This is a genomic window from Mucilaginibacter sp. dw_454, assembly GCF_018449775.1.
In the GTDB taxonomy this organism is placed as follows: Bacteria; Bacteroidota; Bacteroidia; order Sphingobacteriales; family Sphingobacteriaceae; genus Mucilaginibacter.
Map to the genome: position 1 here is coordinate 124442 of NZ_JAAVVB010000001.1, position 14165 is coordinate 138606.

At 43.1% G+C, this 14165-nt stretch carries 11 protein-coding genes; 5 read left to right on the forward strand and 6 right to left on the reverse strand.

What is annotated here, in order from left to right:
- Positions 1 to 50 precede the first annotated feature (50 nt).
- The 4 genes from HB679_RS00605 to HB679_RS00620 all read right to left on the reverse strand — a co-directional run bounded on the left by HB679_RS00605 (position 51) and on the right by HB679_RS00620 (position 5469).
- Entirely contained in the window at positions 51 to 1043 is a 993-nt protein-coding gene (locus HB679_RS00605) for a DUF6438 domain-containing protein (protein ID WP_214070000.1), read from the reverse strand.
- A 1-nt stretch (position 1044) separates the two neighbouring features.
- Positions 1045 to 2016, reverse strand: coding sequence for a DUF6438 domain-containing protein (locus tag HB679_RS00610; RefSeq protein WP_214070001.1), 972 nt, complete (start codon positions 2014 to 2016; stop codon positions 1045 to 1047).
- A 68-nt stretch (positions 2017 to 2084) separates the two neighbouring features.
- Positions 2085 to 2762, reverse strand: coding sequence for an outer membrane lipoprotein carrier protein LolA (locus HB679_RS00615; RefSeq protein ID WP_214070002.1), 678 nt, complete (start codon positions 2760 to 2762; stop codon positions 2085 to 2087).
- Between the two features lie 151 nt (positions 2763 to 2913).
- On the reverse strand, positions 2914 to 5469 hold the full coding sequence (locus HB679_RS00620; RefSeq protein WP_214070003.1) for a DNA translocase FtsK: 2556 nt from the start codon (positions 5467 to 5469) through the stop codon (positions 2914 to 2916).
- Positions 5470 to 5562: 93 nt separating this feature from the next.
- Here HB679_RS00620 and HB679_RS00625 point away from each other — a divergent pair, with 93 nt between their 5' ends.
- On the forward strand, positions 5563 to 6210 hold the full coding sequence (locus tag HB679_RS00625) for an ankyrin repeat domain-containing protein (RefSeq protein WP_214070004.1): 648 nt from the start codon (positions 5563 to 5565) through the stop codon (positions 6208 to 6210).
- Positions 6211 to 6436: 226 nt separating this feature from the next.
- On the opposite strand, the gene HB679_RS00630 is transcribed toward HB679_RS00625, so the two are convergent.
- On the reverse strand, positions 6437 to 6979 hold the full coding sequence (locus tag HB679_RS00630) for a hypothetical protein (protein WP_214070005.1): 543 nt from the start codon (positions 6977 to 6979) through the stop codon (positions 6437 to 6439).
- 404 nt (positions 6980 to 7383) lie between these two features.
- On the opposite strand from HB679_RS00630, the gene HB679_RS00635 reads away from it, so the two are divergent.
- Positions 7384 to 9252, forward strand: coding sequence for a CocE/NonD family hydrolase (locus tag HB679_RS00635; RefSeq protein WP_214070006.1), 1869 nt, complete (start codon positions 7384 to 7386; stop codon positions 9250 to 9252).
- A gap of 724 nt (positions 9253 to 9976) precedes the next feature.
- Entirely contained in the window at positions 9977 to 10996 is a 1020-nt protein-coding gene (locus HB679_RS00640) for a TonB family protein (protein ID WP_214070007.1), read from the forward strand.
- Between the two features lie 229 nt (positions 10997 to 11225).
- Here HB679_RS00640 and HB679_RS00645 read toward each other — a convergent pair whose 3' ends face one another.
- Complete coding sequence (locus HB679_RS00645; RefSeq protein ID WP_214070008.1) at positions 11226 to 11960, reverse strand: DNA-formamidopyrimidine glycosylase family protein; 735 nt, start codon at positions 11958 to 11960, stop codon at positions 11226 to 11228.
- A gap of 193 nt (positions 11961 to 12153) precedes the next feature.
- Here HB679_RS00645 and HB679_RS00650 point away from each other — a divergent pair, with 193 nt between their 5' ends.
- Positions 12154 to 13122: an energy transducer TonB gene (locus HB679_RS00650; RefSeq protein WP_214070009.1), complete on the forward strand. Its 969-nt coding sequence runs from the start codon at positions 12154 to 12156 to the stop codon at positions 13120 to 13122.
- Positions 13123 to 13189: 67 nt separating this feature from the next.
- A complete protein-coding gene (locus HB679_RS00655) occupies positions 13190 to 14149 on the forward strand; it encodes an energy transducer TonB (RefSeq protein ID WP_214070010.1) in 960 nt (319 codons plus the stop codon).
- Positions 14150 to 14165 lie beyond the last annotated feature (16 nt).

Sequence of the window (14165 nt, forward strand, 5' to 3'; positions counted from 1 at the left end):
TTGCTATAATTGGTAAAACCAGGCAGATTATAATTAGTATTTTTTTCATATCAATTAACCTTATTTGCCGCAGCTATAGCATAAAACTTTGAGAATAAAGTGCTCAAACCAAATGTGCCTCTTTCTCCATAATCTTCAATTTCTTTAAATGAACCGTCTTTGTATTTTACCCTGATCCAGCCATGTACGTCATCGGTCCAGGATACGGCATATTTGTTTTTCAGATGCTTGAAATCGATATAATTTATCAAGTCAAATATTTCGTTGGTTTCGCCGGTTGTTAATTTCGCTTTAGCTACCACGTAGGTTTTCGGTATTATTGCTTTAGCAGTTTTAGGCGGTTTGCCCCAGGGGTCTTTAACAAAATACAATTTAACGTTAACGGGTTTGTCTTTTTCAAATCGTATTTTGCCTTTACTGTTTAGTTTGGTGTAAAATATCGGGCAAGGACCGTAGCAAACGCCGGCATGGAAAATTACAGAGTCGATATCATATTTTACCGGATGTTCATTTAACTCAATAAAATGATCAAATTTATAAACTAAGGTATCAGTTCGCGGATACTGCATACGATAAAAATTAGGCCTTTTATCTATCCGTTCTTCTTCTATACTATGAAAAACGAGCAGATTTTTTCCTTTATACTGAATAGCATTTATCAATTCATCCGAAAAAGAACTGTATTGCAATTGTATCAGCTTAAATGTGTTATTACCATTATCAAGCACAACAAAATTACTATAGCTGTACCGCGTGCAAATAACAATCAGATCTGTTAGTCCATCGTTGTTCAGATCAACTTTCTGCCAGCTTTTTGCTCCCCATGTGTTGGCGAGCGAAAAGCAATCATTTTTTTTTAGATATTTAAGGATGGTGTCTATTGGTTGAATAATAGGTTGGGGCGCATATTTACTGGTGAAACTGGTGGAAAGCGGAATAAGAAACCGTACCACATCACTATCTGTTTTGAGCTCGTCTATTCTATTAGCAAATAGATGGAATGTTGAAAGCATTAAGCAACATGCAAGCAGTAGTTTTCTCATATCAAAAAGCTTTATAAGGTTTAGCTACAGCGTATAATTTTGAAAACAGCGCCCGCAAACCAAAGGTGCCATACTCGCCATAGTCTACTATAGTTTTTGATGAGCCATCCTTAAACTTTACCTGTATGGTAGTGGTCGATGCATCGGTCCACGGCACCTCGTATTTATCTTTTAGCTTTTTAAAATTGATATAATTAATCATATTAAGGATCTCTTTTTGCTGACTCGATAAAACCTTGCCCTGGGCTTTTAATTCAGTTGATATTTTAAAATCTTTTACGGAATAGCCTCCGGCAGTTTTTACAGAGGTTCCGCCGTATACATACCTTTCATACCGGGTTTTGCCTTTACGGTTAACTTTCATCCGAAATTTGGGGCAGCTGCCGCAATGGTTACCATAAACGCTTCCATCGTAAAAGATCAATGAATCAATAGCATATTTTGGCGGATGCTCATTCAATTCAACAAAATGGTCGTATTTATAAATCAACGTATCAGTTCGCGGCTGCTCGAACCGATCAAGCATATCGCTATCAATTGTGTGAAATACAATCAGGTTTTGATCATTTCGCCTAATAATATTCACCAGTTCGCAAAACCAGGAATCATAAACTAAATACATCAGTTTGAAAGTGCCGTCGCCGTTATCCATCACAATGAAATTTTCGTACTGATACCAGTGGCATATTGCCACCAGGTCTGTACGTCCATCATTATTCAGGTCCACTTTTTGCCAGCTTTTTACACCCCAGGTTTTGCAAAGGGTATCGCATGCAAAGCATGCATCGTTTTTAAAAATGGTATCAACCGGCTCGATGATTAGCTTGGGCGTGTATTTGCCCGTTGTGAAATGTTTGTCTAAGGGTAAAAGAAATCGCACCACATCACTATCTGTCTTTAGCTCATCTATTTTATTGGCGAAAGAAGTGGCTGCTGTTAATAGTAAGCAAAATAAAAGCGGCAGTTTCTTCATAGCAATATCGGTTTAGAATTGGTATTACTAATCTCGCTACAAAAAACCGCTTGTCAAAATAATAACGCTTACTTCAAATCAACCACCTCAACACCCGGATGCGCTTTAGTATCGAATGTAAAAGTGCTGGCCGGTGCAGCGGCCGTAGTAACAAAACTACGCAGAATGTAGTTATATTTAGCGCCGCTTTTATCGAAGATGAGCGCACTGTAGATCTGTTTTTTTACTTTATCAATCAGCAATCTAACTTTAAAAAACTGAGTTTTCTCGTCATTCTCCGGCGACAGGTCTATCGACTGGTAAACTTTACCGCCAATTTTCTGATCGCCGTTGTAAACGTATTTGTAACCATGCTCATACATACTGAATAGCTTGGCCGGGTTAAAGCTTTGGTCGCCGCTGTTGTCGGCGTTGGTTAGCTGCACTTCCTTATCTTTTTTCAGGTAGGTCCACTGGCTTTTACCATCGCTGATGATCTCTTGTTCCAGATCAGTGCTGCTGCCCGCAGCGTATACGTCAACCTTAAACTTATTTGCTTTTGATTGTGTGGTTAGCGTACCGTTGCGCGTTTCTTTAACGCCTGCCGCCGGGTTATCAACGGTAAACGTAAAGTCGCTTTTAATAATATTGTAGGAACGGTATTTTTGGCTCACCTGGTTTAAAATGGCTTTAGCCTGTACGTCTTTTTGAGCAACGGCCGGAGCGGTAGTTAATATAAGTAGGGTATAGAATAGTAGCTTTTTCATTAACGGTATGACTTGTTTTTGTGAGAAACGTTTAGCGCAGCGTTTGGTTTGTGATTTCTGTCATTGCGAGCGTAGCGTGGCAATCGCAAGGAGAAAAGCTTAAACGCGTGCGATTGCTTCGTCGTTCCTCCTCGCAATGACAAGCTGTGTTTTATTCCTTATCCAAAGTCTCCAAATACTGCATCAAAGAATACTCATCCGGATACAGCACCTCGCGGGCCTTGCTGCCTTCAAACGGGCCGACAATGCCAGAGGCTTCCAGTTGGTCAATAATGCGGCCTGCGCGGTTATAACCCAGTTTAAGCTTGCGTTGTATTAATGAGGTGGAACCTTGCTGATGCATCACAATCAGGCGGGCTGCTTCCTCAAACATGGGGTCGCGGTCGCTTGGATCAAATTCTTTAGAGCTGCTTTGTTCGCCCTCGCCAACATATTCTGGTAGCAGCATGGCAGTAGGGTAGCCTCGCTGGTTACCTATAAAGTCAGAGATCCTTTCAACCTCAGGCGTATCTACAAACGCGCACTGTAAACGAATCAAATCGCTACCCGTACTAAACAACATATCACCGCGACCAATCAATTGGTCTGCGCCACCTGCATCGAGGATGGTCCGTGAGTCGATCTTAGATAACACCCTAAACGCCAATCGCGACGGGAAGTTGGCCTTGATAGTACCCGTAATAATATTTACCGACGGGCGCTGTGTAGCAATAACCAAATGGATACCCACCGCACGGGCCAGCTGCGCTATACGGGCTATAGGTTGCTCTACCTCTTTACCGGCTGTCATCATCAAATCGGCAAACTCGTCTATCACCAAAACAATAAATGGCAGGTAACGGTGTTTCTCCGGATTACTGATCTTGCGGTTAACAAACTTGGCGTTATATTCTTTCAGGTTACGTACCTGCGCGTCTTTCAGCAGGTCATAACGCTGGTCCATCTCAATACAAAGCGAGTTGAGCGTATTTACCACCTTCTTAGTATCGGTGATGATAGCATCGGCCTCGTCAGGTAGCTTAGCCAGGAAATGGCGCTCAATTTTGCGAAACAGCGTCAACTCCACCTTTTTAGGGTCCACCAACACAAACTTCAACTCCGAAGGGTGCTTTTTATACAATAGCGATACCAGGATAGCATTAATACCAACCGACTTACCCTGACCCGTAGCACCCGCAACCAGCAAGTGAGGCATCTTGGCCAAATCGGCAATAAATACTTCGTTGGATATGGTTTTACCTAAGGCAATAGGCAGATCCATTGTTGTGTTCTGGAACTTTTCGGTAGCCAGGATAGAGCGCATAGATACCATCTCGGGGTTTTGGTTTGGCACCTCTATACCTATGGTACCCTTACCCGGCATAGGGGCAATGATCCGGATGCCCAAAGCCGCTAAGCTCAGCGCGATATCATCTTCCAGATTTTTAATCTTGGAGATCCGCACACCCGGCGCCGGGATGATCTCGTACAAAGTAACTGTTGGCCCAATGGTGGCTTTGATCTTGTCGATCTCAATATTATAATGGTTCAGCGTCTCAACAATTTTGTTCTTGTTAGCTTCCAGCTCTTCTGAATTTACGGCGATTTTGCCGGTACCGTACTCCTCTAATAAATTAAGTGTTGGATATTTGTACGATGCCAGGTCAAGCTTATGATCGTAGGTGCCAAACTGGTCAACCAGTTCCTGCGCTTTGGCATCGTCGGTTTTTTCGACGTTCAGCACCGGGCTAGGACGCTCAGTCTCTAAAGTCAGCGGGATATCTTCGCCCAGATCAGGGTCTGCGCTTTCATTGTCGGGCGTTAAAACTACAGGTTCATGAAAAATAGGCTCGGGCTGTATGGGTGCGCTGACAGGCGGCAGTGGCTGGTTTGTAAATGCTTCAGGTTTGATAGCGTTATTGCCTTTCGGCCATTCTACCGGGTGCGAAATTTCCTCGTCTACCAGTTCGACAGGCTCGTGGTTAAACCCGATGGTCGGCTCAAACTCAGAAATCATACCTTCTTTATTTTTACGTTTGGGTAGCTTAAAATCAATGTTATAAGCAATAATTAATGTGGTAAGCGCTGCAAACGCTAATAAAGCGCCGGTGCCCGATTGGCCTATCTGTATGTCGAGCAAACGGTTGGTCCAGTAACCAAATCCGCCTTCTAAATAATGCGGTGTATCGTCAATAAAAGCATGGATAAAGCCCAGTGTTACCGAAACAAATATCAGCCCAAAGAATGAATAGCCTAAGGTGCGGATTGCCGAGAACAGGCGCACTTTGAATAACATGCGGTAGCCTATAACAAAACACACAAACACAAACAGGAACGACGCCACACCAAACCACTCAAAAATAAACTGGTTAGATAATAACGCGCCAAATTTGCCAAGCCAGTTCTCTACCGGGTCTATACCTTTTAGCTTTAACTCGGCCTGGCTGGTAAACAAATTATGCCAGCCACCATTGGCTGCCGACACATAGCTTTGGTCTTGCTGCCAGGTAAACAGGTACGATACAAAAGCTATCGCGAAGAAAAGCGACAGCAACAGGCAGAACAAGCCGACAATTTTGATCAGGCGCCCGTCTTGCAGATCAAATGTAGGCATACGCTCAACCTTTGGCTTAGCAACGCGCTCTTTTGATCCTTTTTCTGATGATTGTCGAGGTAGATTTTCCTCTTTAAAACTATTTGATTTAAACTGATTTCCTTTTACCGGCATTCCTAATTATACAGACTATGTGCAAATATAAAGTTAATAGATTAAACAATGAGGTGCCGATTTTTTTAATTTTTTTGGTAATATTGACATAACATGAGTGTAGACCTGCTTGAACAATACATCACCGAAGGCAATTTGCCGCAACTAAATAGCCTGCTTGCCCAGCAGCCTGCTTTGGCTACCGCCATGACCAGTCATAATGTGTCGCCGTTGATGTTATCCTGTTATTACAAAAAGCCGGAGGTTACCGCTTTATTGCTCAAATATGTTGACGAGATCAGCCTGTTCGAGGCTGCAGCGGTAGGCAAGTTTGACGTTGTAGCCCATGTGATTTTTAGCCACCCCGATGCGGTAAATTTATATGCCGACGATGGTTTTACACCATTGGGCCTGGCTTGTTATTTCGGGCAGTTTGAAGTAGCGCGATATTTAGTATTAAAAGGTGCCGATGTTAACCAGCCATCAAATAACGGATTTAATGTTTTCCCCCTGCACTCGGCTGCGGCAGGGAGTTATAATAACATAGCCCGTATGCTAATTGAAAACGGTGCGCAGGTAAATATCAAGCAACAGGCTGGTGCTACTCCACTGCATTCGGCAGCGCAAACCGGAAACCTGGAATTGCTGATATTACTGCTTGAAAATGGCGCCGAAGTGAACGCCCGTATGGAAGGTGGCAAGCTGCCCGCAGATTTGGCCCGCGAAAAAGGGTTTAATGAAATAGCGGAGATATTAGGGTAGACCCCACCCAACCCTCCCGAGGGGGAGGGCTTTAATAAAAAGCCTCAAAAATATTTATAGCGTTTTATTTCAATCGGAAATTCAAAAGTCTCCCCTTCCGGGGGAGATTTAGAGGGGGCTGACTGGTGCACAAAAAAAGCGATGGGACACTACCCCCATCGCTAATTAACGAACTCATCACACATTTAAAAACACCTACTCCGCGTGACTGGAATAGGCGTAGGGGTTAATTAGATACAAATACGTTGTAATCGTCGGGCATAGCCAGGTTAGCTATTTTGGCAGTTGCATTGGCTAAAGCCACAACATCATGATCGCCGTATTTGGCAACAAGGTTCTTTACATACAACCATTGCTGATATTTAACAGGTATTTTAGTCACTTTTCTTTGGGTAAAATAAGCCGGATCTGTAGCTACCATATTTTTTAGGGCTTCGTAAAATCTAGGGTCGCTGGGGATCTCTGAACTCATGGTTGGATAAGCGTGGCCCCAGGTTTTGTAAAAATCTTCAAATAGCTTTTCTTTTGGCAAATTGGTGTGGTATATCCACGGTGCCGAAGTGTTGTAAAGATAATCTACATACACCCTGAAGTTTTGATATTCAGAGCCTTGTGCTATAGCTTGTCTGATGCAGTCGGTATTGGCCTCAATAAGGTTGGTAATGATCTGCGGGTCTTTGGTAGTTAAAATTTCGTTGATGGGGCATTGGGCCTTTACAGCCACGCTTATTCCCAAAGCCACCAAGCATAACATGAGTGCTTTCTTCATAATTTAACCTCCTTACTAATTGGTATCTAAAGCTAAAAATAAATTATAACAAAGTTGTTACAATTTGTAAAAATATTTTTTGTTGGGATAATGATTTGTTGACATTAAGATTTTTTAGCTGTATCTCCTCCACCGCGTCATTGCGAGGAACGAAGCAATCTCTACAACAAACAGTCAAAAGCGCAGACTTATTTTGGCGGTAGCCAACAGCAATAAGAAGTAAAATAGATCCTAATAATAATTGACCATTCGTTTTTGAACTCAGATTTTGCCCATTGATTAGCATGTGTAGAGATTGCTTCGTTCCTCGCAATGACGTGGTGGTGAGAGTTATTTCGAGGTTTTTAGCTATACCGATAAACTTTCTTCTATTAATTAGTTATTTTCAGGCCTTTATATTTTACATGAAAAAACTCCTTCTTTTAGCCATCTCTATCATCACCATACAAACCGCCTGCGCGCAAGCACCCGCCAATGACGCGGCTTATATCAAAGCTAATTACACCAAGCACGAGTACCAGATACCTATGCGCGACGGTAAAAAGCTCTTTACTTCGGTTTACATCCCGAATGACCAATCCAAAGCCTATCCATTTATGATGGATCGTACCTGTTATAGCGTAGCGCCGTATGGCGATGGCTACAAGGCAGCTTTGGGTCCATCAGGCCATTTTACGCACGATGGTTATATTTTTGTTTACCAGGATGTACGCGGCCGCTGGATGAGTGAAGGCATTTATGAGGAGATGACACCCGAGCTGGAAGTACACAAAACTAATAAGGACGTTGATGAGGGTACCGATACTTATGATACTATAGACTGGCTGTTAAAGAACATTGCCAATAATAATGGTAAAGTAGGCGTATGGGGCATCTCTTATCCCGGCTTTTATACAACTACTGCTTTACTGAGCCGCCATCCGGCGCTGGTTGCTGCATCGCCGCAGGCACCCATTGCCGATTTATGGCGCGATGACGGCTGGCACAATGGCGCGTTTTTTTTGGTAGCTAACTTTGGTTTTTATCCCGGCTTTACCAACAGGCAGGACGACAAACCAACGCAGCGCCCCGGCAAACAATTCGACCCAAAAACTAACGACGGCTACGACTTTTTTATGAAGATGGGGCCGATGAAGAATACGAACGACAAGTACTATAAAGATACTATCCGCCTTTGGAGCGAGATGATCAACCACCCGGATTATGATCAGCATTGGAAAGATCGTAATGTACTCACTCATCTGCATGATATTAAAACTGCTACGCTGGTTACCGGCGGTTGGTATGATGCCGAGGATTTATATGGAGCCATCAATACCTACAAAACGTTGGTAGCTAAAAACCCACAGACTCCTGTTTATTTTGCGATGGGCCCCTGGGTTCATGGCGGCTGGTCGCGCGGACCGGGCGACCATTTAGGCGATGTGGACTTTGGTGGTGCGCAGGGTCCGCATTATCGCGAGGATATTGAATTTAACTTCTTCAGTCATTATTTAAAAGGTACGCCGCTAAACATTGCACCGGTTAACACTTTCGAGACCGGCGATAACAAATGGAAAACATCGGCCACCTGGCCGCCAAAAAATACGGTAGATAAGCAGCTATATTTCTTGCCGGGTGGGAAATTGTCTTTTGATGCACCTTCGACGGCTAAAGACAGTTATGATGAATATGTGTCTGACCCCAACAACCCGGTACCTTTTATAGCCGACCGCAGCAAAACCATGGACATGCAGCGCGAATACATGACTGCCGATCAGCGTTTCCTTGCCGATAGAAAGGACGTGATCAGTTACCAGACCGACGTTCTGACCGATGACGTAACTCTAGCAGGCAATATCTGGGCAAACCTTAAAGTATCAACCACCGGTACCGATGCCGACTTTGTAGTGAAGGTACTGGATGTTTACCCGGACACTGCATCGAACAATAAATTCACTGGCCCGGGAGTAAAGATGGGCGGTTATGAGCAAATGGTGCGCAGCGAGCCTATCCGCGGCAAATACCGTAACAGCTTTGAGCACCCCGAGCCTTTTGTGCCAGGCAAAGTTACGCCGGTAAACTTCGAGCTGCAGGATATTCTGCACACCTTCAAAAAGGGTCACAAAATTATGGTGCAGGTACAAAGCACCTGGTTTCCGCTCATAGACCGTAACCCGCAAACTTTTGTGAATATTATGAAGGCTAATGAGGCTGATTTTAAAGTAGCGACAGAAAGGATTTATACCTCTAAAGAGCATTCGAGCTTTTTGAAGGTTAGGATGGTGGAGTAGTTATATCCCCAATACGTCATCGTGAGCGAGGTACGAGCGTGACGATCTCATCACCATCACGTCATTGCGAGGAACGAAGCAATCTCTACACTGTTGAGCAGTTAGCTTATCGCTCGTCTAGCGCTCATGGCCGCTAGGGCCTAGTCCTTTTTCCTTGATGAAAAAGTACCAAAAAATCAAGTCGTACGCAAGGCTTCTTTGCGCTCAAGGCCTTCGCCCTGCAAAGCGAGTAAAACCTGGGGCCGGATACTTTTGCCCCCTTTTGTCGCGCAAGCCGTCGCTTCAGGCAAAACTATTATGCCCCTGCAGCCGCACAGGGCCACCATTGTTTTACCCGCTTTCACCTGAAGCTCTGCGTCTGACGTTTTGCTTCTAGTGAAGAATCTGCAAATTTGGTATGATCAAAAAAGGCGCGCAATGGCCTGTGGGTGGAAGGTTTTTGATTTCTATGGTTTATTCACAATTGTTTGTTTTTAATAGGTGTGAATGAGGTCGCTACGCTTAGTTTTGATTACTTTGTATCAAGACAAAGTAATAGCCCTAGCGGCGAATGAGCGATACCAAGCGATAAGCTAAAAGATTGACAAGCTAACGAATCAATTCAGCAATCGGCAGACAATGCTTCACTTAGCCGCATACATCTTTTATGTAACATCTGTTGTCAATTAATCGACGCTATACTATATTAGCAATTAATAACCCTTACACAATTTAGATTGATTCGATGAAACCCTCCCTCCTTACAGCAGCGCTGTTTTGCTTGTTTTTTAGTAATGCTATAGCGCAAAAATATTATACCACTACGCTACGAAAAGCCAACGGCCGGGAAGTATTTACTTTAGACAGTGCCGATTTCATCAGCGTTATTTATGAACCTGATCCGGATTCAAAACTATTCAACGTCAAAGAGTTTTATAAAGACAAAACGCCAAAGCTGGAAGGCAAGAGTAAAAGCCGCAAAGAAATTATGTATGAGGGACTGGTGCGAACCTTCTATTGCTCAGGTAAGAAGCACGAATTAATTACTTACATGGATGGTGCTAAAGTTGGGGATAGTTATGAGTATTATCCCAACGGCAAAATCTATACCCACAAAAAAAATATAGCCGACGAAAAAGGCAACAGCGAGCAGCTTTTAGATTGCCGCGATAGCACCGGCGAGGTATTAGCCGCGGCTGGTGAAGGTAAATGGCGGGTTTATGGCAATAATTTTTCGTTTGTTTTTGAGGAAGGCACCGTTAAAAATGCTTTAAGAGAGGGCGAATGGAAGGGCGATAATGGCGACAAGGTGCATAACATAAGCTTCACCGAGCAATATAGCGATGGTGTATTGAAGTCCGGAAATTCTGTTTATGCTGATGATAATAAAACTTACACGTATACCGCGCGCTATGTTGATGCGCAATACCCGGGCGGCATGCACGCTTTGGATAAGTACGTTAATGAGCATGGCAGATACCCTGCGAGTTCAAGAATTAACGATATCTCGGGCAGTTTGATGGTTCAGTTTTCAATATTAACCGATGGTACACTTTCAGAATGTAAGGTTACTGACAGCCCTGATATTTCGTTTTCTAATGAGGCTGTAAGGCTTTTACAAACAGCGCAAAAATGGACACCTGCTTATGCTTTCGGCAGGCCCATAAAAGTTGTTAAATATTCGCCTGTCATCTTCGGTTTTTCAGAAAGACATGAGGCATATATAACCATAAACCAGGACAATCCATCTTTTATGTCCAGATAGCGTAATGAAATAGTAATAAAACGGAAATAACTGTTTTAACAGCCTTTTAAAAGTTTTTAAGAAATAATCGGTTTGTTGCAGACGTGAAACAAAAAATGACTTAAAAGTCATGAATACTGTTTCATTCTGTTTCACTAAAAATTAATAAAACTCTAAAAATCAACAATTTAATCGAAAATTCTGTTTCACTTGTTTCATCTGTTGTACACCTACTTGAAACAAAACACCATTAATCAAACAGTTCCTGGCATTTCTCGCAATAGTAGGAGTGCCGCTTAGTTTTGCCGGTATCGGCCCGGTGAAAGGGGATATGGTTACGCGGGCAAATGTCTTTCTCGTAAGCGTTCAGATGCTTAGTGAGTATGCCGGCTTTACGCCATTTGAGGAAGTCTTTGGTGAAGTTGATAACTTCGACAATGAGTTCTTCCAGCTTCTTGTCCGATATCTCGCCAATAACGCTTTCAGGGTGCAATCGCGCCCTAAAAAGCGACTCATTCTTGATGATATTGCCCGAGCCTGAGAAAATCTTTTGGTCTAACAGTGCATCACAGATCATAGTCTTTGGCTTAGCTTTGAGCCGTTTGATAGCTTTAGCGGTATCCCACTCCTTACTCATAATATCCGCCGACCAATCGTAAACTTCATCCAACGGCTGCACAATCAGTTTAACCGCACTAATGGAGAAGTTAACATAACCATTGCTAAACTCCAGGTGTAGTGAAGCATTCTTCTTCACCGGCTCATTGATCTTGTACGATCCAAACAACATCATGTGTATCCGCACCGTAAACTTTGGGAATACCAGGAGCGTATGCTTGCCCCATGTTCTGATATCCTTTAGCGTTTTGCCAATGAGTTGGTCGGCGTCAAACCCTTTGGCATAGCCGTTTGCATTAATTACCCGCTTGCCTATAAAAGGCTTCAGTTTGTCTTTAAGTATGATTATGGAAGGGCCTTCGGGCATATTAATAGTTATTATTCTTCAATAATACAAAGACTGCGCCATTTAACGTTCAGGCCAAATTGTTTACCCTACAGCTAGAAGATACTGTCACAACCCTTTATGGCATACTATGCTTTTATGACATATAAGTCAGTATCCTTATTTCATTCTATATTATTTTGTTATTATATTAGCACAATAAACCACCTTTATTATGAAACCTATTACCTTTATTGCAATGCTACTTTGCGTGGCTGCAACTAACTCATTCGCACAAAAGTATTCTGCAACTACACTGTACAGATCTAACGGCCGCGAGGTTTTTGATATGGATAGCGCCGACTATATACAAGTAGTATCGGCTCCAGATGAAGGCTCAAACTTATTCAATGTCCAGCAATATTATAAAGACAAAACCCGCAAACTGATTGCTAAAAGCAAGGACCGAACAGATATAGCCTACGAGGGCCAGGTGCAAACATTTTATCCGTCTGGCAAAAAACATGAGTTGCTTACCTATGTCAATGGCGAAAAAGTAGGCGACGACTACGAATATTATCCCAACGGTAAATTATACGCACACAAAAAATATCTTGCCGACAAGAAAAACGGAACCGGTGACAACGTATTACTTTGGGATTGTCGTGACAGTACGGGGACCGTTCTTGCAACGGGCGGCGAAGGTATCTACAGGGTTTATGCTAACAACTTTGCATTTGTGTTTGAAGAAGGCCCTGTTAAAGCCGGGCTTAAAGAGGGCGAATGGAAAGGCACTAATGGAGACAAAACAAATAATCTAACCTTTACCGAACAATACAATAATGGCGTTTTAAAATCTGGCAAAGCTGTATATGCTGCCGAGGGCAAAACCTACGACTATACTTCACGTTATCAGGAGGCCGAATACCCGGGGGGTGAGACAGCATTTAACAGGTATATTGATAATAATGTGGTTTACCCGGCTGTAATGAGGGCAAACAGAACCCAGGCTCAATTGATCGTTCAGTTTTCAGTATTGCCTGATGGCTCCCTGTCAGATTTTAACATCATTCATAGCCCGCATTATTTGTTTTCTGAAGCAGCGACAAAAGTTTTAAAATCTTCGCCTAAATGGAAACCGGGTTATGCTTTCGGCAAACCAATGAAAGTAACAAATGAAGTTGCGGTTAATTTCCGTTTGTGATAGTTGATGTCATTCAATTAAACAATTAAAAACATAGCCTTATATACCTTATCACTAATGAAACCTATTGGAATTACAGTTCTGTTTTTTTTTGGTAATTACGAGCCAATCGTTTGCCCAAACCGCTAATCAGACCTTTTTCTTTAAAAACAACGGCCGACAGGTTAACCGCCTTGACAGCGCCGACTTTGTTCGTGTGGTGCTGCCACCCGACTCCGGCTCTAAACTATTTAATATCACCGAATATTATAAAGACAAAACCCGAAAGTTGGTTGGTAAAAGTTGGGCGGCCGATAAAATGCAATTTGACGGGCAGGTGCAGAGCTTTTATCCGTCGGGTAAAAAACAGGAAATGTCTAATTATAAAAACGCGCGCAAGTTGGGCGACTCTTATGAGTACTATCCCAATGGTAAATTGTATGTACACAAAAAGTACCTGGCCGATGATGAGAGAGTAAACGGCATTAGCGAACTGATGTTAGACTGCCGCGATAGCACCGGCGCAATGTTGGCTACCAACGGCGAGGGCCATTACATCGCTTATTCGGATAAGTTCTCGCACGTATACGACGAGGGAAGTATTAAAAATGGACTAAAAGAAGGCGAGTGGAAAGGCGACAACGGTGATAAAGATCACCATATCACTTTCACAGAGGTTTACGAAAATGGCAAACTGGAATCAGGCAAGGCGCTGCACCTTTATGAAGATAAGACTTACACCTATACTGAGCGCAATATCCAACCACAATATCCCGGCGGACTGGGCGAATTTGGTAAATACCTGGGCACAAATATCCGTTATCCGGGTGTATCAAGTTTTACGGGAACGCGGGGCAGATTAATAGCCAGGTTTGTGATCTTGCCTGACGGTACTTTGTCGGAAATTACGATTGCCGATAGCCCGGATGTTTTGATGTCTAAAGAAGCTGTGCGGGTGCTTAATGCATCTCCAAAGTGGGTGCCAGGCTACGCTTTCGGCAAAGCAGCAAGGATATCTTACACGGTACCAATTAATTTTACCATGTAAAAGATAACATGAAAGC

What these genes read in the sequence shown, in the direction of transcription:
- HB679_RS00630 (WP_214070005.1), bottom strand. Translation starts at nt 6,979, where the DNA reads ATGAAGAAAGCACTCATGTTATGCTTGGTGGCTTTGGGAATAAGCGTG.
- HB679_RS00650 (WP_214070009.1), top strand. Translation starts at nt 12,154, where the DNA reads ATGAAACCTATTACCTTTATTGCAATGCTACTTTGCGTGGCTGCAACT.
- HB679_RS00615 (WP_214070002.1), bottom strand. Translation starts at nt 2,762, where the DNA reads ATGAAAAAGCTACTATTCTATACCCTACTTATATTAACTACCGCTCCG.
- HB679_RS00625 (WP_214070004.1), top strand. Translation starts at nt 5,563, where the DNA reads ATGAGTGTAGACCTGCTTGAACAATACATCACCGAAGGCAATTTGCCG.
- HB679_RS00645 (WP_214070008.1), bottom strand. Translation starts at nt 11,960, where the DNA reads ATGCCCGAAGGCCCTTCCATAATCATACTTAAAGACAAACTGAAGCCT.
- HB679_RS00635 (WP_214070006.1), top strand. Translation starts at nt 7,384, where the DNA reads ATGAAAAAACTCCTTCTTTTAGCCATCTCTATCATCACCATACAAACC.
- HB679_RS00605 (WP_214070000.1), bottom strand. Translation starts at nt 1,043, where the DNA reads ATGAGAAAACTACTGCTTGCATGTTGCTTAATGCTTTCAACATTCCAT.
- HB679_RS00640 (WP_214070007.1), top strand. Translation starts at nt 9,977, where the DNA reads ATGAAACCCTCCCTCCTTACAGCAGCGCTGTTTTGCTTGTTTTTTAGT.
- HB679_RS00610 (WP_214070001.1), bottom strand. Translation starts at nt 2,016, where the DNA reads ATGAAGAAACTGCCGCTTTTATTTTGCTTACTATTAACAGCAGCCACT.
- HB679_RS00620 (WP_214070003.1), bottom strand. Translation starts at nt 5,469, where the DNA reads ATGCCGGTAAAAGGAAATCAGTTTAAATCAAATAGTTTTAAAGAGGAA.